The organism is Xenorhabdus innexi (assembly GCF_002632485.1).
Classification (GTDB): Bacteria; Pseudomonadota; Gammaproteobacteria; order Enterobacterales; family Enterobacteriaceae; genus Xenorhabdus; species Xenorhabdus innexi.
The window spans coordinates 17,043-36,546 of sequence record NZ_NIBU01000035.1 but is presented as its reverse complement, the minus strand read 5'-3'; the positions used below and the strand labels follow the sequence as shown (position 1 = coordinate 36,546).

Genomic DNA, 19,504 nt, shown 5'->3' with positions numbered 1-19,504 from the left:
TGGTCCCACCTGACCCCATGCCGAACTCAGCAGTGAAACGCCGTAGCGCCGATGGTAGTGTGGGGTCTCCCCATGTGAGAGTAGGACACTGCCAGACATCAATTAGCCAGAGAAGCCATCCCTAACCGGATGGCTTTTTTGCATTTTCAATATACTATTTCAACTCTGCTTTTTGACTATATTAAAGCATTAATGTGCTTTTCCTTGCTCAGTACCAATTCCTGTCTGTGAACGTAAAAATTGTCTGCGAAACATTTCCCGTTCCCTCTGACCCTGTTCTGATGTATCTGTGACAGAAAAGAACCATGCACCGGCAAATGCTACAATCATGGAAAATAGAGCTGGATACTCATAGGGATAAATTGGTTTTTCATGCCCAAGAATGCTAACCCAGATTGTTGGACCAAGGATCATTAGCACAACGGCTGTTATTAGTCCCAGCCATCCACCAATTAATGCACCTCTTGTCGTCAGTTTGTTCCAGTACATTGACAGCAAAATAATTGGGAAATTACAGCTTGCTGCAATAGAGAAAGCCAGGCCGACCATAAAGGCAATATTTTGTTTTTCGAATAAAATACCTAGCCCTATTGCGATAACACCTAGAAAAATAACCGTAATTTTCGAAATTCTTAATTCATCTTTTTCATTTGCCTGACCTTGTTTGATCACATTCGCATAGAGATCATGAGAAACGGCCGAAGCACCCGCAAGTGTTAATCCTGCAACCACAGCTAAAATGGTGGCAAAGGCGACAGCAGAGATGAATCCAAGGAAGAAATCACCACCCACGGCAGTCGCAAGGTGAACTGCTGCCATATTAGTCCCACCGAGCAATGCTCCAGTGCCATCTTTAAATGCGGCATTAGGGCTGACTAACAGTATTGCGCCAAACCCAATAATAAATGTCAGAATATAGAAATAACCGATAAATCCAGTGGCATAAAAAACACTCTTACGTGCTTCTTTGGCATCATTAACGGTAAAGAAGCGCATAACGATATGTGGCAAACCAGCGGTACCGAACATTAATGCCAATCCTAAAGAAAGCGCAGATATAGGGTCGGAAACTAATCCTCCAGGACTCATAATGCTTTGTCCATTTGAGTGAACGGCAATGGCTTCTTTAAACAGGGTATTGAAGTTGAAATTTACGGCTTTCATGACCATCAGAGCCATAAATGTTGCCCCTGCCAGTAACATGATTGCTTTAATAATCTGAACCCATGTTGTTGCCAGCATCCCGCCAAATAGCACATACAGAACCATCAAAATACCCACTAAAACAACAGCGATGTAGTAATTTAGTCCGAATAACAACTCGATGAGCTTTCCGGCTCCAACCATCTGTGCAATCAGGTATAACGCAACAACAACCAGAGATCCCACTGCTGATAACGTACGGATTGGACGCTGTTTTAGTCGGTAAGAAGCAACATCAGCGAATGTATAGCGTCCCAGATTTCTTAATCTTTCAGCGATGAGGAACAGAATTATTGGCCAGCCGACAAGGAAACCAATGGAGTAAATGAGGCCATCATAGCCGGAGGTATAAACCAGCGCTGAAATTCCCAAAAATGATGCAGCAGACATGTAATCACCAGCGATTGCCATACCATTTTGGAAGCCAGTGATCCGCCCACCCGCAGTATAGTAATCTGAACGTGAAATTGTCCGTTTTGATGCCCAATAAGTGATGTAAAGTGTGAACCCGACGAATAACAGGAACATGATAATTGCCTGCATATTCAAAGGGTGTTTTTCTACATTACCTGAAATGGTATCTGCTTGAGTGAAAATGGGGTAGAGGGAAGAAAATAGTGCGGTTGTTGATAGGACAAGTTTTCTCATTTTCTCACCTCATTGAGAATTACTGAGGTTAAACGGTCAAATTCACCGTTCGCTCTGATTACATAGACTCCTGTTAATATGAAAGAAATAAAAATAATACCGACACCGACAGGAATCCCACGAGTCATGCTGGAGCCTTCATAGAGAGGAGTGCCTAGCCACTCAGGAGCAAAAGCGATAAGGAAAATAAAACCAACATAGAGTATTAACATAATGGCAGATAACAACCAAGCAAAACGTCCACGCTTTTCAACTAATTCTTTAAAGTGAGGGTTGTTTTCGATTTCTTGATAAAGATCGGTACTCATCAGGCTATCTCCTTTTAGGTATTAAAGGACGAACCTTAAACAACATATAAATGTTGCCAGATACGGAGCAGCAACATTCGAGAGAATGCATGACTATCTGCCACGTCCCTGAACAGTTCTGTATTTTTTGATGATGTTTAACCAAGCCGCCTTACGGCGGCGTGCATATGTACTATATGTGTCTTCTGTTTGCCTTATGGCATATTTATTAAGGCATCACTATAGATTGCTTTTCTTCCAATAGTTTTTCCACAACGCCGGGATCAGCCAAAGTGGAAGTATCACCTAAGTTGCCAGTATCACCGGAAGCAATTTTACGTAAAATGCGACGCATAATTTTTCCTGAGCGAGTTTTGGGTAGTGAGTCAGTCCAGTGCAGAATATCCGGAGTCGCAATAGGGCCGATTTCTTTGCGAACCCAGCTTCTGACTTCGGTGTATAAGTCAGGAGAAGGCTCTTCACCATGAATTAACGAGACATAAGCATAAATCGCCTGCCCTTTAATATGGTGTGGTATCCCGACAACAGCCGCTTCTGCAATTTTGGGATGAGAAACCAGAGCAGACTCAATTTCTGCTGTTCCCAAACGATGGCCTGAAATATTCAAGACATCATCAACGCGACCAGTGATCCAGTAATAACCATCTTCATCACGTCTGGCTCCATCGCCGCTGAAATACATGCCTTTAAAGGTAGAAAAGTAGGTTTGTTCAAAACGATCATGATCGCCAAACAGCGTGCGTGCCTGCCCCGGCCATGAATCTGCAATAACAAGATTACCTTCACACTCACCACTCAAGGTTTCTCCGGTATTATCGACTATTGCAGGGTTTACACCGAAGAATGGCAGAGTGGCTGAACCTGCTTTGAGATCGGTTGCTCCGGGCAGTGGTGTTATCATGAATCCACCTGTTTCTGTCTGCCACCATGTATCGACAATAGGGCATTTACTGTTACCTATTTTCTTGTAGTACCATTCCCAGGCTTCAGGATTGATGGGTTCACCTACTGACCCCATAATCCGCAGTGATGTACGTTTGGTTCCTTCAATGGCTTTATCCCCTTCTGCCATTAATGCCCGAATGGCTGTTGGTGCGGTATAGAGGATATTTACCTGATGTTTATCAACAACCTGACAGAGACGATTCACATCGGGGTAGTTTGGCACACCTTCAAACATTAAGGTTGTTGCGCCACAGGAGAGCGGGCCATAAAGCAGGTAGCTGTGACCAGTCACCCAGCCAACATCGGCTGTGCACCAGTAAACTTCGCCGGGGCGGTAATCAAACGTATATTTGAATGTCAAAGATGCATAGACCAGATAGCCACCAGAGGTATGGAGAACACCTTTAGGCTTACCTGTTGAACCAGAGGTATAAAGAATAAAAAGTGGATCTTCGGCATTGAGCTCTTCAGCAGGGCAGTCTGGATTAACTTCCTTGGTTAACTCATGCCACCATAAATCGCGTCCGGTATACCAATTTGTTTTACTATCTGTACGTTTGAATACCACGACATTAGTGACATTTTTCACAGCCGGATTGCTGAGTGCTTCATCGACATTTTTTTTCAGCGGAACAACCCGCCCGGCTCGCATGCCTTCATTGGCTGTGATGATTAACTTAGCATTTGAATCGATAACCCGACCGGAAATTGCATCAGGAGAAAAGCCGCCGAAAATTACAGAGTGAATCGCGCCAATCCGGGCACAGGCCAGCATGGCGACAGCCGCTTCCGGCACCATTGGCATATAGATAGCGACAACATCACCTTTTTTTACTCCGAGCTTTTTCAGTACATTGGCGAACTGACAGACATCGTGGTATAGCTCCTGATATGTAACATGTCTGGATTCAGCAGGGTTGTCCCCTTCCCAGATAATGGCTGTCTGATTACTTCGCTCCTGCAAATGTCGGTCAAGGCAGTTAGCGCTTAGGTTAAGTGTTCCATCTTCAAACCAGCGGATGCTGATATGCCCAGGGTCGAAAGAGGTATTTTTTACCTTTGTATAAGGTCTTATCCAATCCACAATTTTACCTTTCTCTCCCCAGAACCCTTCAGGGTCCTGTAGTGATCGTTGGTACTCTTGCAGATATTGTTGTTTGTTTATCAGGGCTGTTTCTGCAATGTCAGCAGGAATAGGGTGCTTAATTATTTGAGTCATATTTTTATCTCCTTGCAATTGTTAATACTATGTCAAAACAAGGTTAACTAAAGTGTAAGAAGAATTTTTGTTTCTTTTTTGCGCGGAAGATCACGCAATAGAGAGAATGGATTTTATGAATTGAACATTTAATGCTGTGTATTTGTATAAAATATATTGTTATTAATTGCCTGATTTTTGGGAAAACTAACTAACCAATGGATTTCATTTGGTTATTTATTCTTATTTATAGATTAAACACAAAAGGAAAGGAAACCACAGCGACAATATGGAATTGATAATCATTTGCATTAGTGTTTGATTCACTATAATAATCCTGTTGCTTACAAGGTGTGATCTTCATCCCCAATAAATAAAGGGTGTATGTTTTTAAACCACTGGAGATTTGATATGAGTCATTCATTACCTTCCTTACCATATTCTTACGATGCTCTGGAACCTCACTTTGATGAACAAACTATGATTATTCATCATACCAAACACCATCAAGCCTATGTTGCAAACACCAATTCCGCACTGGAAGCCTTCCCTGAACTTGCTGAGCTGGACATTGATGATCTGGTTCAGCAACTTGATATCATTCCGGCTGATAAACGTACTTTCATTCGTAATAATGCTGGGGGCCATTCAAATCACAGCATGTTCTGGAAGGGGTTGAAATTAAATACGGTTTTATCCGGTGTTTTAAAAGCAGCGATAGAACGGGATTTTGGTAGTGTTGATGCTTTCAAAACAAAATTTGAACAGGCAGCGGCAACCCGTTTCGGTTCTGGCTGGGCCTGGCTGGTACTTAAAGCTGATGGCAAACTCGATGTTGTTTCTACTGCAAATCAGGATAGTCCATTGATGGGAGAAGATATTTCCGGTACTTCTGGCTATCCCATTTTAGGGTTGGATGTATGGGAACATGCTTATTATCTGAAGTACCAAAACCGCCGCCCCGATTATATTAAGGCATTTTGGCATGTCGTAAATTGGGATGAAGCAGCAAAGCGTTACGAAGAAAAAATTAAATAATTATTGAAAATCATTCTCTTATATAATGTTGGTCACTACAGTGACCAGCATTTTTTTATTGCTCATAATTTCAACTATATTGGCTGGCACTTTTCCGTTTTACGATTGAAGGCACATAATGAAAAAAAAGAATATGGTCATGATGGCCACAACTCTTATCGTATCCTCTTTACTGACAGTTGGGTGTTCACAGCCTAAAACGAGTGCTGAACGCAATGCCAAGCATTTTGTTTATGCCTCTAATGATGACTTTGATCCCAATTTCAGAACCCAAATATACGATAGCATCACACTTTCTGTGCCGCTTTTTGAGCAGTTCTGGCAGATGGGTAAAAAAGATAAGGAATCAGGGGTAACGCCCGAAGAGGCACAGGAACGCGTACTTTATTTAAAAAGTGATGAATTTCTGAACTCTATTCAAAGAACATCACACTTTGCGGGTAAGGCTTACAAAAATAGCAAAAGCGTTTCACCAAAATGGCGCAAAGCCATGTCTGAGGGAATATCAGCTACCTACATGGACGGTTATGAAGGCCGGGATTGATGCCTTCTGTTGATCAAATCCTCTGTGCCCCTCAGAGGGCACAGAGCAACGCTTGCTGCGTTTATTCAGTCAGGATAGTATTTGCATAGTCGTTCAAGGAGAAATGCAAATGTATTACCCACAGGTGTATCGAGGCAAAATAATATCTTCCGAAAAGTATGGTATCAGTGCGATTAACAAGCTATTGGTAAATGGTCTTTTACAGCTTACTTCTCTTGGTCTGGAAGGTGATGAACAGGCTGAATCCCGTTATCATGGCGGGCCTGATCGTGCACTTTGCCATTATCCTATGGAACATTATCTATTTTGGAAAAGGCAATTCCCTGAATTAACAGAATTATTTGTACCACCATTATTTGGTGAAAATATATCGACGGAAGGGATGACAGAAGAGAATACTTATATCGGAGATATTTTCCAGTGGGGAGAAGCAATTATCCAGATAACGCAGCCTCGTTCTCCTTGTTATAAACTTAATAGCGTTACCGGTATTGAGAATTTCGCGGCCATAATGCAGGATAGAGGCTACTGTGGTTGGTTATACCGGGTTATCTCTTCAGGTGTAACGTATGCGGGGGAGCCAATAAAACTTCTTAGTCGTAATAGTGATGTTTCTGTGAAAGAAGCTATTTCCATCGCTTTTCATAGCCCATTTGATGCAGAACAATATCGTCGTTTAATGGGGGCTGCCGGGCTATCAGCCAGCTGGAACCTGACGATGCAAAAGCGGATATTGCATGGAAAAATTGAGGATTTTAACCGGCGTTTATTTCATAGCTGATTAATTTATTGAAATTTTTATAATAGGTGATAATTATGCTTTTATTATTGCTATAGTAATCGCCTATATTTTATTCTCTTTTTTTAATTTGTTATTTTTCTTACTAAAATGAATTTAGTGAAATTTCAAATATTATAAATATTCGGTAATAATTAGCCGTTAAAAATACTGATTAAAAAATAAACTAATAATGTTTCTTTCAATTATAAGGAGTTAGTTAATTTATCTCGTTGTGACTCACGACGTTCTTATATTGGCAGGGAACAAATAAAGAAATAATATGAGTGTCTTATGCGTTATCATATGCCAAAGAGTGAACACTGATACGACACTCTTTGGCATGTATAAAACACTATTACGGATGAGCAATAAGCCCTATAGCTTCATAGACCTTATCTAGCGTCTCCTGAGCGCGAGCCTGTGCTTTTGCTGCACCTTCTGCCATGATTTGGTTAAGTAGTGCTTCATTATTACGGAAATGATGGAAACGTTCCTGTAAGGCAGACAGCATTTCACTAACAGCATCAGCAACAGCACCTTTCAGATGACCGTACATTTTTCCTTCGAATTCAGCTTCTAATTCAGGGATTGTCTTGCCTGTTACACCAGAAAGAATATCCAGCAAGTTGGAAACACCCGGCTTGTTTTCCAGATCATAACGGACACGAGGCGGCTCTTCGGAATCAGTAACTGCACGTTTGATTTTCTTGGCGACAGATTTTGGATCTTCCAACAGGGCAATGACGTTATTGCGGTTATCATCAGACTTCGACATTTTTTTGCTCGGTTCCTGTAATGACATTACGCGAGCGCCTTCTTTCGGAATGAAAGGTTGTGGAATAGTGAAGATATCACCGTGAAGTGCATTGAAGCGTTGTGACAAATCACGGGTTAATTCAAGGTGCTGTTTCTGATCGATGCCTACAGGAACCTGATCAGCCTGATAAAGCAAAATATCAGCCGCCATCAGGACTGGGTAATTAAACAGGCCCGCATTGATGTTTTCCGGATAACGGGAAGACTTGTCCTTAAATTGAGTCATGCGGCTAAGTTCACCAAAATAGGTGTAACAGTTCAACGCCCAAGCCAACTGTGCATGTTGCGGAACATGTGATTGTACGAAAATAGTGCTTTTCTTTGGATCAATACCACAGGCAAGGTAAAGTGCCAGCGTATCCAGCGTACGTTTTTTCAGTTCTTCAGGGTCCTGACGTACGGTAATGGTGTGCTGGTTAACAATACAATAGATGCAGTCATATTCATCCTGCATCTGAACCCACTGGCGTAACGCTCCCATATAGTTACCGATGGTCAATTCACCGGAGGGTTGTGCGCCGCTGAATACAATAGGTTTCTCTGTTTTTGGTTTCGCTGCTGTGGGTTCGCTCATTTTATTACGCTTCCTGTAAGTTCAAAGTTGGTAATCCAATTGTTGGTAGTAAATCCGGAAAATTATCCAATACATAATCCGGGTGGTTTAATGCTATTGATTCCCCATAGTTATACCCATAGGTTAAGCCGACACAAGGGCAACCTGCCGCCTGCGCAGCCAAAATATCATTACGGGAATCACCAATAAAAAGCAATTCGTCTTTATTTAATCCAAACATGCCCATTGTCAGATACAGTGGTGCCGGATGCGGTTTTTTCTGTTTAACATCGTCTCCCCCCAGTACCAGTGAAAAGTATTCACTGATGCCGAGAGATTCCAGCAATGGGGCAATAAAAGGTGTTGGTTTATTCGTGATAATCGCCATCGGCAAATTATGTTTTGCCAGTTCAGCCAAAGTTTCTTTGACATGAGGAAAAAGTTTGCTGCCCGTTGTGACGGTAGTTTCATAGAATTTATCGAACAGACTGCGGGTTTCACAGAACAGTTCAGGGGTAAATTCTCCGGCTGCCCATTTCAGTGCACGCTCAACCATGATATCCGCGCCGTTACCCACCCAAACAGCAACGCGCTCTTTGCCTGCTGCGGGCAGGCCTTTGGCGAGTAGGGCCTGATCCAAAGCATCTGCCAGACCTCCGGCGCTGTCTACCAGCGTTCCATCCAGATCAAATGCAATGGCCTGTACTGCTTTTACTACATTTTTTTTCATCACGTTGTCCGTCGTTATGCCACTGTTGATAATTCACTGCGCATTTCGTCAATGACTGTTTTATAGTCAGGCTGACTGAAAATAGCAGAGCCTGCAACGAACATATCTGCACCAGCCTGAGCTGCTGCTGCAATGTTGTTGGCTTTGATACCACCATCAATTTCGAGACGGATATCATAGCCGCTTTCATCAATGATTTTACGGACGTGGCGCAATTTATGCAGGGTTTCCGGAATGAAAGACTGGCCGCCGAACCCAGGGTTCACTGACATCAACAAAATAACGTCGAGTTTATCCAGCACATAATCAAGATAGCTGAGAGGTGTTGCCGGATTAAAGACTAAACCGGCTTTACAGCCGTGATCTTTAATCAGCTGTAGGGTTCGGTGAACATGCTCACTCGCTTCGGGATGGAAAGTGATATAGGTTGCACCGGCCTTGGCAAAATCGGGGATAATACGATCCACAGGCTTTACCATCAGATGAACATCAATGGGAGCGGTAATACCATAATCGCGCAGCGCCTGACAGACCATCGGGCCAATTGTCAGGTTTGGTACGTAATGGTTATCCATAACGTCAAAATGCACAACATCAGCACCGGCAGCCAGCACTTTTGCGGTATCTTCGCCCAGACGGGCGAAATCTGCGGATAGAATGGATGGGGCAATCAGAAAATCTTTCTTCATTATTCTCTTCTCCAATTCATTGTTTATCCCCGTTATTTTAGGGGCTGGAAACCTCAATCACTTCTGGCAGTATAACGCCAAAAGTTCATCAACTTTACTGCGGGCAAGAATATTTCTGCTTATTGTCCGGCGGGCTTTAACAATGTAAAGGGAAGCATGATGATACCATTCACGTGTCATCGGTGTGTCATGGTTGGATATAAGCACCGGGATGCCATGTTGAAATGAAAGATTATAGGCAAGCCGCGACAAATTTTCCTGATCTGTCAGGTTGAAACTATTTGTATGGTAGGCAGTAAAATTTGCTGTTGCCGAAAGAGGTGCATATGGAGGATCGCAGTAAACCACGGAGCCTTTTGGGGCATTAGTTAATGCAACTTCATAATGCTGGCAGATAAAAGTAGCCTTCTGGGATTTCTCAGCGAACCAGTACAGCTCATCTTCCGGAAAATAAGGCTTTTTATAGCGTCCGAAAGGAACATTAAACTCGCCGCGTAAATTATAACGACAAAGGCCGTTATAACAGTGACGGTTAAGATACAGAAACAACACGCTGCGATGGAATGGGTCCTTGCTTTTGTTGAACTCTTCTCTCAGACGATAGAAGGTTTCAGACGTATTGTATGCTGGTGAAAATAAGGGACGGACATGATCAATGAATTCACCCGCACGAAATTTTACCGTGTCGTACAGGTTGATCAGATCACTATTGATATCTGATAAGATATAAGAATCATAATCGGTATTCAGGAATACCGAGCCTGCGCCAACAAATGGCTCAATTAAGCGTTCGCCCTCTGGCAGATGACGTTTAATATCATCCACCAAGGGGTATTTTCCACCGGCCCATTTTAAGAAAGCGCGTTTTTTTTTCATGCCGTCAATAAAGTATTCAATAATTTCAGAGTCGCAGATTGTACTCTGTTTAGGACAGCATATCAGCGCCTAATCAAAATAGTTTTATTTTTTCAGATCTTGATGAACCTGTTGTAGTTTTCTTACCCAGGGTTTTTGTGTCCGAACGTCTACAGGGAGTGAGGCAATCGCTTTTTTGGCGTCAGAAGCGGAATTGTAGCTACCGTAGATCAAAATAAACCACGTCTTATCATTACGTTTAGTTTCATAAACTTTGTAATGGGAAAGGTTATTCTTTTTCGCAAAAGCAATCAAGGTATCCGGGCGACTGGCGCTACTCAATTGAAGTGTAAACCGATTTGCCGGTTCTTTCAGCAGGTCTTCACTGACATTTGCGGTGCTTTGCTTATTCTTCACCTGACGGTCAGTGGTTGCGGGTTTTGTGGTTACCTTGTTTTGTGCTTCGGTTTTTGGCTGTTCAACCGGTGTTACTGTTGTTTGCTTTGCACGGTTATGTTGTGGTGTGGTCGGTTGTGAGGATGGCTGATTTTTCTGTTCCGTATTTTTTTGTACAGCATCGTTGATATTACTTTGTTGCTGGTTTAAAGCGTCAGAAATATCACCGGGTAATTCGACACGCTGATTATAGCCATTCGTTCCGCTGTCAGGGGAAAGGCTCTGGCTGGGGGTACTGCTGATTGGCGGCATACCTATTTCATGCGGATGATTAGTGCTGGAAGAAGGTACGGTTGTGGATGGTGCTTCCTGTGTACTATTTTGCTCATTGCCGGAAGGTGATGAAGAGCCGGATAGGTTGATACTTTTTTCGACTGAATTCGGTGACTGTTGCTTTTCGTGTTCTGTTGGCGACTTCAGTGCAGAACTGATAGCAATGATGAGCAGTAGAAGCACAAGAATGCCAACCCCAATCATCATTTGTTGACGGGATATTGCCAGTTTTGGGTTCTGCTTCTGAGGTCGTGATCGCTGAGGGGGACGATCAGAGGTATCGGGTTTAAATTCGTTTTCTGTTTTTTGCTTGTTTTCTGATTTTGATTCGTCCATATGCCCTCCCAGCCGAGATAATACTGCCAATTGCTATATGACTAATGACTAAGTGATAGGTTTGGCGGCCTGACCTAACTGAAACTGATCATATTATATCCATTATCTGGAAATCTATCGGATATATCTATTAATGTAGCCATTTTATACCAAACAGCCAGAAAATCGGGGATCATTCTCTGCAACGGCGGATGGCATCTAATATGACATCAGTGTTGATATCAGCACAAAGTTCAGCTTTCCCGATAGCTGTGGGTAGTACCAGACGAAGCTTACCCGCAGAGACTTTTTTATCACGCATCATATGGGGCAAATAATTTTCAGGAGGCATTTCAGCCGGGCCATGCACAGGCAATTTTGCTCTTTCCAGCAGGCTGATAATGCGTTGCGTATCCTGACCGGAGAATGAGCCAACAAGTTCAGAAGCCCGTGCTGCCATTACTATTCCTGCCGCGACGGCTTGCCCATGTAGCCAGACGCCGTATCCCATTTCAGCTTCAATAGCATGCCCGAAAGTGTGGCCGAGATTTAATAAAGCCCGCATCCCAGAACGTTCATGTTCATCTGCGGCAACAACAAAGGCTTTCAGTTCACAGCAACGACGTATGCAGTAAGCCATAGCCTGATGATCGAGATCCAATAATTTTTCGATATTATCTTCAAGCCAGCTGAAAAACTCACCGTCCAGAATCACGCCATATTTGATCACTTCAGCCAGGCCTGCATATAGCTCTTGGGCTGGCAGGGTATTTAAACAGTTGAGATCAATGACAACAGAGGCGGGCTGGTAAAATGCCCCAATCATGTTTTTACCGAGTGGGTGGTTGACCCCAGTTTTGCCACCAACAGAAGAGTCAACCTGAGAAAGTAGAGTGGTGGGCACCTGAATGAAACGGGTGCCGCGCTGATAGCTGGCAGCAGCAAAACCCGTCATATCACCGATGACACCACCACCGAGAGCGATAAGCGTTGTGTCTCGAGCATGGTTATTTTCCAGTAAGGCAGAAAATATATCATTGAGCACAAAAAGTGATTTGTATTGTTCACCGTCAGGCAAGATAACTTCATTCACCCGAAGGCCCATATTCAGCAATGTGGATTTCACCTGTTCAAGATACAGGGGAGCCAGTGTTTCATTGGTCACTATCATGACCTGCTGACCAGATTGCAGGGGCCTGAATGCTTCACTGCTGGAAAACAGCCCTTGGGCGATGGTAATTGGGTAGCTTCTTTCACCTAACGTAACAATCACTTGTTCCATATCAGCTTTCGCCTTATTTTTTGCTGCGGATTGAATCCACGGAAATTAATTTTTTTCCAATAACTCAATAATTTGATTAGCTACAACTTTGGCGCTTTGCTCATCTGTCCGTATAGTCAGGTCAGCAATTTCCTCATACAGAGGATTGCGCTCATCAGCCAGATTTTCTAAAACTTCACGTGCTGGTGCATCAACTTGAAGTAAAGGGCGTTTTTTGTCGCGCTGGGTACGAGCTAACTGTTTTTCGATGGTTGTTTCTAAATAGACGACAACACCACGGGCAGACAGACGGTTTCGGGTTTCTTTTGATTTAACAGAACCCCCTCCAGTTGCCAATACAATGCCTTGTTTCTCAGTCAGTTCGTTAATTATTTTTTCTTCGCGTTCACGGAAGCCTTCTTCGCCTTCCACATCGAATACCCAGCCCACGTCAGCTCCGGTACGTCGCTCAATTTCTTGATCGGAGTCGTAAAACTCCATATTGAGTTGCTGAGCTAACTGACGACCAATAGTGCTTTTGCCGGCACCCATAGGCCCAACCAGAAAGATATTGCGTTTCTCTGCCATGTTTTTGGTATTACTAAGACTATTTGTTAATGATAACCCGCCCCGCCAATCAGATTAGCCGCGGGACCTAAACTGAAACCTCATGAGTGAAATGTGAGATCAGATGGAAAAATTATCTCAGCACATCAGCCTATATTGCAACTATATAAATCCGCACGAACCGATTGAGTTTGGTTCATGCTTTTTTTCTGGCTGACTGTAACACTACCCATGGATATTTTTCGGTAGGTTTTTGCTGGTAATAAGAGACCTGCTCACTCAATTAGGTAATCCTTGTATGCTAAATTACTCTCAGCGTCAAATCCATAAACAGGTCAGACCAAGAAAAATGACTGATAATAGGCTGGAGAAATCACATTCTTTACCTTCAACAACCTGATAAATATAATTATATTTTTAGATGGTTAAATATCAGTCAGTTGAGGCGTAATAAAAATTACGAGTTCCCTTCGACTATGTCGTTCTCCTTGTTGGTTAAATAATACTCCCAATATAGGAATTTCTGACAGGTAGGGCACTTTTTGCAGGCTGGCGCTTTTTTTCTGTTGAAAAATACCCCCCAGAATAAGTGTTTCTCCATTTTTAACGGTAACTTGTGTCATTATTTCCTGTTTATCAATCGCCAGATTTTCATTTCCTCCCTGATTAATGGGAAGGCCGGGAGCATTCTGGCTGATCTTCAGCATTAACCGGATTTTTCCGTTCTTTAAAATATGTGGAGTGACTTCCATCCCTAATACAGCCTCTTTAAACTGGATCGTTGTTTTATCCTTATCCTGAACGATATAAGGAATATCAGAACCCTGCTTGATACTGGCTGGTTGCTGGTGTGATGCTGTCAGCCGTGGGCTGGCAATAATATCCAGTTGATTTTCCTGTTCTAGCGCACTGAGTTCCATTTCCAGCAGATTGGCATGGATACGGGCAGCATTCAGCACTAACCGATGGCTTTGATTACCGGCAGGCTGATGCAGGTTCAGACGGTTAAAACCCAGTGAGCGATTTTGCGGATCAGCGGTAATACCCCAGTGAATACCTAATTCATGCAACGCTTCTCTGCTGCTGGTAACAATATGAGCCGTAATTTGCACCTGCTGTTGCGGCGAATCTACTTCTTTCAGCCAGTTTTTTATGCGTGTAATGGCATCAAACTTATCTTCTAATATCAGGCTGTTTGTTAAAGCGTCATGTTCTACTTTTCCCCATTTTGTCAGTAAAGCAGGGGTATTTTTTTGCAATTGTTCTGTTATTTTTCCGGCATCAGCGTATTGCAGGGTAATCACCTGATATTCGATTTCCTGATCACCCGCTTCTGACGGATGGAGTTCAGTTACTTCATCTGCCATATTTTCATCGGCAGGATTGTGAGGAGGTTGAAAAGGGTCTCTCATGCTCATGGAAAAAGCAGTTTCTTCTTGTCCGGTTTCTTCAGCGCAACTGAAAAAGGACAAAAACAGGAGTGCCAGTAATACATAAATACAACTCTTCATTGCTGCTTTACCTCATGATTTATATTTTCCCCATGGCTCATATCTGCCAGTACCATACGGACGATCAGACTATTATCGGCAGGGGTAATTGTGAGGTGTTTAATCAGCAATAATGGCCGCAACTGCTGAATTTCACTGAGAAAAAGCAGCAATTGCTCATAGGTCAGTGACAATATGATATGCCATAAGACCTGATGACCTTCTTTGTGGCTTTTCCATTCCATTAACTCGCTGCCGGAACGGGTTAAAGGTTGTTGGAGCCGTTTAAGTACAGTTGTTTTTGTGGGGGCTGCTTTCGTAGGTAATGTCATATGACCATTTTGATTAAGTCTGGCGGTTATCTGCTGGATTTGCTGGTGAAGCTCCGTTAAAGCCGGTAATTCGGAAAAATGGTTTTGAGATAATGTAATGCTGTTTCTCTGTTCTGTTATTTGGGAGCGGAGAGAGTGGATAGCATTTTTATTGCCCTGCCAGACAAAAAAATAGAAACCTAATATAAGGGGGATGATCACCGCTTGCTGTAATAAAAACAGTTGCCATGCCGGACGGAATAACCATATCAGATAATTATTTTTCATCACTACTCCCTATTAACCAGTCAGCATCAATGGTGAATATCCTGAGGTAATCTTCCGGTGTTGTAGTCATTTTTTTCAACCGGACATTGATAAGTGACTGACTACCTGTCAGGTTATCCAATAAATCAGATACATCTTCATAGCTCTGACTATTGGCAGCAAAAACTAATTGGCCGGTATCATCACTGAATGTGGTAAGCCAGCTTTTTTCCGGTAATAAGTGAGGAAGCTGACGGAATAGTTGTAAATACCGCTGATTCTGATCCATTAATAACTGTTTTTTCCTTAATTGCTGGGCTAGCTGTTGTTGCTGATGAACAGCTTGTTCTGTTTCATTGATCGTTTGTTTTAATTGCGTAAGCTGGTGGTTATTTTCAGTAAATTGGTTCTGATATTGAGCAATTTGTTGTTTTTGCTGGATTGAAATGATTGCCAGAACAGTAACCCACAGGAACAATTGCAACCCGAGGAATAGTGTCCATTTATGGCACTGACGTCTGAGTCTTGTCTGCCGCCAGGGTAAAAAATTAACCTGATGCATCATTTATCATCCGGCCTGAGTGCTAACCCTGCTGCTATTGTGAAAGCACCCATGTTTTCCGGTAGCGGAGGTTGGTAATGGCGAAATGCGGGCAGTATATGCCAGAACTGAGCGGACTCTGTTGGTACGGGTTGTTGTTTTGCCGGGGCAATATTAGCGGGTTTTTCATCACTGTAATAAATCGGGTAATTTTCTCTGTCCGGCGTGAGGGGGAGCTGGCTGATGACCTGTGTCAGACAGGGGGCGGATTGTGCGGATATCAGCCCATAACTGAAAGGCAGACAGGCCGGAACAAGCCATAGCCAGTCTGTTTGGCGTTTATGAACCAGCCAGCTGTTATCTGGAATACCGGCAAATCCGGCTATATAGCGTAGTGCGCAGGGGGCAATATCGATGGCATCAGGTGATAAACCAACTTCTGCGAGCAGACTGAGCCAGAAATTGAGATCTTTCTGGCGGGTTGCACTTATACAGATTTGTTGCTCGTGTACCCGGTAATCGAGAGCCAGATCAGTGGTGGGAAATTGCTTTTCAGCATTAGCACGCACAAACCAACCGAGCTCCGGTTCCTGTAATGAGGTGTGCTGAGGCAGGGGAATTTGCTTCTGCAATGTTTGTTGAACTGGCAATGCCAGCCTTAATTTCACTCTGTTAGGTAATATTTGGCGCCAGTGCGTTAAAATCTGGCGTAATTTTTCTGGATGCTGTAACCACCCACCGGAGATAGTGCTGTTTGGTATCTCATTTGATAAGGGTGCTTCATTAAAATTTAATAGAGAGTACTGCCAGCAATGTCGGAGTTGCCACCCATTACGGCGTTTAATGGCAGCAAGCGCACTAATGTAATGATCATGAATATCCAGGCCGATATACCATTTAGATGGGTACATGTAGTGATTTCCTTATCAGTGATTAGTTATTAATGAAAGGTCATATTCATCGTGTTGTATAGCCTTTATACTACGTACTAATCGTTTATAAACTGCCTCATTAACATGGCGTGAGAAATTTCAGGTGAAGTTCATAAAGTATTTTTTGATCCTTGTCGTTGGTTGCATTTTCTTGGGAACTGCCTCGATTTTTGGTTTGTACAAATATATCGAGCCACAGTTACCTGATGTAGCGACTTTAAAGGATGTCCGATTACAGACACCGATGCAGGTGTTCAGTGCTGATGGCGAACTTATCGCCCAATACGGCGAAAAACGTCGTATACCGCTTACCCTATCCGAAATGCCTCCATTGCTGGTAAAAGCCTTTATTGCTACGGAGGATAGCCGTTTTTATGAACATCACGGTGTTGATCCGATAGGTATTATTCGTGCTGTCTCAATTATGATGACTTCGGGTCATGCTTCTCAGGGAGCAAGTACCATTACGCAGCAGCTTGCGAGAAACTTTTTTCTTAGCCCGGAAAAGACCCTGATACGTAAGGCGAAAGAAGCATTTCTGGCCATCAGAATTGAGCAGATGTTAATTAAAGATGAAATTCTTGAGCTGTATCTCAACAAGATTCATCTCGGTCATCGTGCTTATGGTGTCGGAGCCGCAGCGCATGTCTATTTCGGCAAAAACGTTAATGAATTGACGTTGAGTGAAATGGCGATGATTGCCGGATTGCCCAAAGCGCCTTCAACTTTAAACCCGCTTTATTCTCATGAGCGGGCAACCAATCGGCGTAATGTGGTGCTGGGCCGTATGCTGGAAGAAGGTTTCATTACTCAGAAACAGTATTATCAGGCAAGAAGTGAAAAATTAGTTGCCCGTTATCACACGCCGCAGATTGCGTTTTCTGCACCTTATCTGACTGAAATGGTCAGGCAGGATATGATTAATCGTTATGGCGAAAATGCGTATACGGATGGTTATAAAATCTATACCACGGTGACACGTAAAATCCAGCTGGCTGCTGTCGATGCCGTTCGTACCAATGTGATTGATTACGATACTCGTCATGGTTATCGCGGTGCTCAGGAAGTGTTATGGAAAGCAGGCCAACTGGCATGGAGCCAGTCTCAGATTATCAATAAGCTGAAAACTATACCAAAATATAGCCCTCTGGTGCCTGCGGTTGTGATGAAATCTGATGCAACTCAGGCAGAAGTGATGCTGACGGATGGCAGCAAAGTTCAACTGACTATGGCTGGTGTCCGCTGGGCACGTCAGTTCAAAACGGACAGCCTGCAAGGGCCGGCTCCACAAAGTGTTAATGGTGTGATTCGGGCTGGTGAGCAGATCTGGCTCAGAAAAGTAAATAATGTCTGGTGGCTGGCTCAATTACCGGAAGTTAATGCGGCGCTGATTTCCATTAACCCGGTAAATGGTGCGATAGAAGCGTTGGTTGGCGGATTCAATTTTGAATTGAGTCAATTTAACCGCGTTACTCAGTCATTGCGTCAGGTTGGTTCCAATATTAAGCCATTCCTGTATACCGCAGCGATGGATAAAGGGCTGACTTTAGCATCATTGCTGAATGATGCACCTATCAGCCGTTGGGATGCTGGTGCAGGTACGGACTGGCGCCCGAAAAATTCACCGCCGACCTATGATGGCCCGATTCGCTTGCGTCAGGGGCTGGGGCAGTCCAAGAACGTGGTGATGGTACGTGCTATGCGTGCAATGGGAGTTGATTATGCGGCGGATTATCTGAAGCGTTTTGGTTTACCGGGAGAAAATGTTGTCCGTACAGAATCACTGGCACTGGGTTCCCCTTCTTTCACACCAATGCAGTTGGTACGCGGTTATGCAGTGATGGCGAATGGTGGCTATCTGGTTGATCCTTATTTCATTAGCAAGATTGAGGATGATGCGGGAAAAGTTCTGTTCGAAGCAAAACCTAAGGTTGCCTGCCCGCAATGTACCGATATTCCGGTGATCTACGGGGATACCGCGCGTTCTATTGAGCTGTCCGAAGACTCGATTGAAAATGTGGCTCATTCTGATATCTCCCAAAACTCAGTGTTACTACCTCAGCCGGATCTGGAAAGTGTTTCACCTAATGTCTATGTAGAGGATCAGCAGTATGCTCCGCATGTGATTAGTACCCCACTGGCATTCCTGATTCATGATGCCCTGAAAACGAATATTTTTGGTGAGCCGGGCTGGATGGGAACAGGCTGGCGCGCAGCCCGTGATTTGAAGCGGCATGATATCGGTGGTAAAACCGGGACAACCAATAGTTCCAAAGATGCGTGGTTTTCTGGTTACGGGCCGGATATGGTGGCAACGGTCTGGATTGGTTTTGATGAGCACAGCAGAAGTCTGGGACGGACTCCGGTTCTGAAAGGGGAAGGCGGTGCGAAAACGGCTCAGCCAATCTGGGATGACTTCATGAAAACTGCACTGGAAGGTGTTCCGGTAAAAATGATGGAACCACCGGAAGGTATCGTGTCTGTCACTATTGATCGGTCTACAGGTAAGCTTCCTACTGGTGGAAAAAATACCCGCGCAGAATATTTTATTGAGGGTACTCAGCCGAGGGAGTATGCCGTACCTGAGGCAGGCACAACGGTCATAGAGAACGGAGAGACTCAGGAATTGTTCTGACGGAGTTTCCCATATTCATCAGAGTATTGAAATAATCTAAAAAGGCGCTGTCAGGTAACTGATGGCGCCTTTAATTTGCATCACTACGATTATTCATTTTATCTTTTACTGCCATTCGCGAATGGCTTTCCACCATCCACAGCCGTAT

At 43.6% G+C, this 19,504-nt stretch carries 18 protein-coding genes and 1 other annotated feature; of the genes, 4 read left to right on the top strand and 14 right to left on the bottom strand.

The features are described 5' to 3' along the window. Positions 1 to 87 (top strand) — a sequence feature (5S ribosomal RNA rRNA prediction is too short). A gap of 102 nt (positions 88 to 189) precedes the next feature. The 3 genes from actP to acs all read right to left on the bottom strand — a co-directional run bounded on the left by actP (position 190) and on the right by acs (position 4,323). Then, positions 190 to 1,851: a cation/acetate symporter ActP gene (gene actP / locus Xinn_RS13430; RefSeq protein WP_086954814.1), complete on the bottom strand. Its 1,662-nt coding sequence runs from the start codon at positions 1,849 to 1,851 to the stop codon at positions 190 to 192. Beyond that, positions 1,848 to 2,159 (bottom strand): DUF485 domain-containing protein, encoded by a 312-nt coding sequence (locus Xinn_RS13425; RefSeq protein ID WP_086954813.1) that lies wholly within the window; start codon positions 2,157 to 2,159, stop codon positions 1,848 to 1,850. Before Xinn_RS13425 ends, actP begins: the two co-directional genes overlap by 4 nt. Before the next feature lie 208 nt (positions 2,160 to 2,367). Then, complete coding sequence (gene acs / locus Xinn_RS13420; RefSeq protein ID WP_086954812.1) at positions 2,368 to 4,323, bottom strand: acetate--CoA ligase; 1,956 nt, start codon at positions 4,321 to 4,323, stop codon at positions 2,368 to 2,370. Between the two features lie 390 nt (positions 4,324 to 4,713). Between acs and sodA the strand changes: the two genes are divergently transcribed. The 3 genes from sodA (at position 4,714) to yiiM (ending at position 6,665) form a co-directional block, all read left to right on the top strand. Then, on the top strand, positions 4,714 to 5,340 hold the full coding sequence (sodA, locus tag Xinn_RS13415; protein ID WP_086954811.1) for a superoxide dismutase [Mn]: 627 nt from the start codon (positions 4,714 to 4,716) through the stop codon (positions 5,338 to 5,340). 118 nt (positions 5,341 to 5,458) lie between these two features. Continuing rightward, entirely contained in the window at positions 5,459 to 5,884 is a 426-nt protein-coding gene (locus tag Xinn_RS13410) for an Exc2 family lipoprotein (protein WP_244590201.1), read from the top strand. A gap of 109 nt (positions 5,885 to 5,993) precedes the next feature. Further along, positions 5,994 to 6,665, top strand: coding sequence for a 6-hydroxyaminopurine reductase (gene yiiM, locus Xinn_RS13405; RefSeq protein WP_086954810.1), 672 nt, complete (start codon positions 5,994 to 5,996; stop codon positions 6,663 to 6,665). Between the two features lie 355 nt (positions 6,666 to 7,020). Here yiiM and trpS read toward each other — a convergent pair whose 3' ends face one another. The 11 genes from trpS to pilM form a co-directional block, all read right to left on the bottom strand. Next, complete coding sequence (gene trpS, locus Xinn_RS13400; RefSeq protein WP_086954809.1) at positions 7,021 to 8,055, bottom strand: tryptophan--tRNA ligase; 1,035 nt, start codon at positions 8,053 to 8,055, stop codon at positions 7,021 to 7,023. Between the two features lie 4 nt (positions 8,056 to 8,059). Beyond that, entirely contained in the window at positions 8,060 to 8,764 is a 705-nt protein-coding gene (locus Xinn_RS13395; RefSeq protein ID WP_086954808.1) for a phosphoglycolate phosphatase, read from the bottom strand. Positions 8,765 to 8,778: 14 nt separating this feature from the next. Then, the gene (rpe, locus tag Xinn_RS13390; RefSeq protein ID WP_086954807.1) at positions 8,779 to 9,453 is read right to left on the bottom strand and encodes a ribulose-phosphate 3-epimerase; all 675 of its coding nucleotides are present in this window, start codon (positions 9,451 to 9,453) and stop codon (positions 8,779 to 8,781) included. Between the two features lie 57 nt (positions 9,454 to 9,510). Beyond that, positions 9,511 to 10,329, bottom strand: coding sequence for an adenine-specific DNA-methyltransferase (gene dam, locus Xinn_RS13385; protein WP_086954806.1), 819 nt, complete (start codon positions 10,327 to 10,329; stop codon positions 9,511 to 9,513). Between the two features lie 84 nt (positions 10,330 to 10,413). Beyond that, positions 10,414 to 11,373 carry an SPOR domain-containing protein gene (locus Xinn_RS13380; RefSeq protein ID WP_086954805.1) on the bottom strand — a complete coding sequence of 320 codons (960 nt, stop codon included), beginning with the start codon at positions 11,371 to 11,373 and terminating at the stop codon, positions 10,414 to 10,416. A 172-nt stretch (positions 11,374 to 11,545) separates the two neighbouring features. Further along, on the bottom strand, positions 11,546 to 12,634 hold the full coding sequence (aroB, locus tag Xinn_RS13375) for a 3-dehydroquinate synthase (protein WP_086954804.1): 1,089 nt from the start codon (positions 12,632 to 12,634) through the stop codon (positions 11,546 to 11,548). Between the two features lie 45 nt (positions 12,635 to 12,679). After that, entirely contained in the window at positions 12,680 to 13,201 is a 522-nt protein-coding gene (gene aroK / locus Xinn_RS13370; protein WP_038260059.1) for a shikimate kinase AroK, read from the bottom strand. A 404-nt stretch (positions 13,202 to 13,605) separates the two neighbouring features. Beyond that, complete coding sequence (locus tag Xinn_RS13365; RefSeq protein WP_186435651.1) at positions 13,606 to 14,691, bottom strand: secretin N-terminal domain-containing protein; 1,086 nt, start codon at positions 14,689 to 14,691, stop codon at positions 13,606 to 13,608. Beyond that, positions 14,688 to 15,269, bottom strand: coding sequence for a hypothetical protein (locus Xinn_RS13360; protein WP_086954803.1), 582 nt, complete (start codon positions 15,267 to 15,269; stop codon positions 14,688 to 14,690). The genes Xinn_RS13365 and Xinn_RS13360 overlap by 4 nt, the downstream gene beginning before the upstream one ends. Then, positions 15,259 to 15,813 carry a PilN domain-containing protein gene (locus Xinn_RS13355; RefSeq protein WP_086954802.1) on the bottom strand — a complete coding sequence of 185 codons (555 nt, stop codon included), beginning with the start codon at positions 15,811 to 15,813 and terminating at the stop codon, positions 15,259 to 15,261. Before Xinn_RS13355 ends, Xinn_RS13360 begins: the two co-directional genes overlap by 11 nt. Further along, positions 15,810 to 16,700, bottom strand: a complete 891-nt coding sequence (pilM, locus tag Xinn_RS13350; protein WP_086954801.1) for a pilus assembly protein PilM — start codon at positions 16,698 to 16,700, stop codon at positions 15,810 to 15,812. Before pilM ends, Xinn_RS13355 begins: the two co-directional genes overlap by 4 nt. A 124-nt stretch (positions 16,701 to 16,824) precedes the next feature. Between pilM and mrcA the strand changes: the two genes are divergently transcribed. After that, complete coding sequence (gene mrcA / locus Xinn_RS13345) at positions 16,825 to 19,356, top strand: peptidoglycan glycosyltransferase/peptidoglycan DD-transpeptidase MrcA (RefSeq protein WP_086954800.1); 2,532 nt, start codon at positions 16,825 to 16,827, stop codon at positions 19,354 to 19,356. Positions 19,357 to 19,504: the final 148 nt, after the last annotated feature.

Coding starts and splice junctions, on each gene's coding strand:
- actP (WP_086954814.1), bottom strand. CDS start 1,851: ATGAGAAAACTTGTCCTATCAACAACCGCACTATTTTCTTCCCTCTAC.
- Xinn_RS13425 (WP_086954813.1), bottom strand. CDS start 2,159: ATGAGTACCGATCTTTATCAAGAAATCGAAAACAACCCTCACTTTAAA.
- acs (WP_086954812.1), bottom strand. CDS start 4,323: ATGACTCAAATAATTAAGCACCCTATTCCTGCTGACATTGCAGAAACA.
- sodA (WP_086954811.1), top strand. CDS start 4,714: ATGAGTCATTCATTACCTTCCTTACCATATTCTTACGATGCTCTGGAA.
- Xinn_RS13410 (WP_244590201.1), top strand. CDS start 5,459: ATGAAAAAAAAGAATATGGTCATGATGGCCACAACTCTTATCGTATCC.
- yiiM (WP_086954810.1), top strand. CDS start 5,994: ATGTATTACCCACAGGTGTATCGAGGCAAAATAATATCTTCCGAAAAG.
- trpS (WP_086954809.1), bottom strand. CDS start 8,055: ATGAGCGAACCCACAGCAGCGAAACCAAAAACAGAGAAACCTATTGTA.
- Xinn_RS13395 (WP_086954808.1), bottom strand. CDS start 8,764: ATGAAAAAAAATGTAGTAAAAGCAGTACAGGCCATTGCATTTGATCTG.
- rpe (WP_086954807.1), bottom strand. CDS start 9,453: ATGAAGAAAGATTTTCTGATTGCCCCATCCATTCTATCCGCAGATTTC.
- dam (WP_086954806.1), bottom strand. CDS start 10,329: ATGAAAAAAAAACGCGCTTTCTTAAAATGGGCCGGTGGAAAATACCCC.
- Xinn_RS13380 (WP_086954805.1), bottom strand. CDS start 11,373: ATGGACGAATCAAAATCAGAAAACAAGCAAAAAACAGAAAACGAATTT.
- aroB (WP_086954804.1), bottom strand. CDS start 12,634: ATGGAACAAGTGATTGTTACGTTAGGTGAAAGAAGCTACCCAATTACC.
- aroK (WP_038260059.1), bottom strand. CDS start 13,201: ATGGCAGAGAAACGCAATATCTTTCTGGTTGGGCCTATGGGTGCCGGC.
- Xinn_RS13365 (WP_186435651.1), bottom strand. CDS start 14,691: ATGAAGAGTTGTATTTATGTATTACTGGCACTCCTGTTTTTGTCCTTT.
- Xinn_RS13360 (WP_086954803.1), bottom strand. CDS start 15,269: ATGAAAAATAATTATCTGATATGGTTATTCCGTCCGGCATGGCAACTG.
- Xinn_RS13355 (WP_086954802.1), bottom strand. CDS start 15,813: ATGATGCATCAGGTTAATTTTTTACCCTGGCGGCAGACAAGACTCAGA.
- pilM (WP_086954801.1), bottom strand. CDS start 16,700: ATGTACCCATCTAAATGGTATATCGGCCTGGATATTCATGATCATTAC.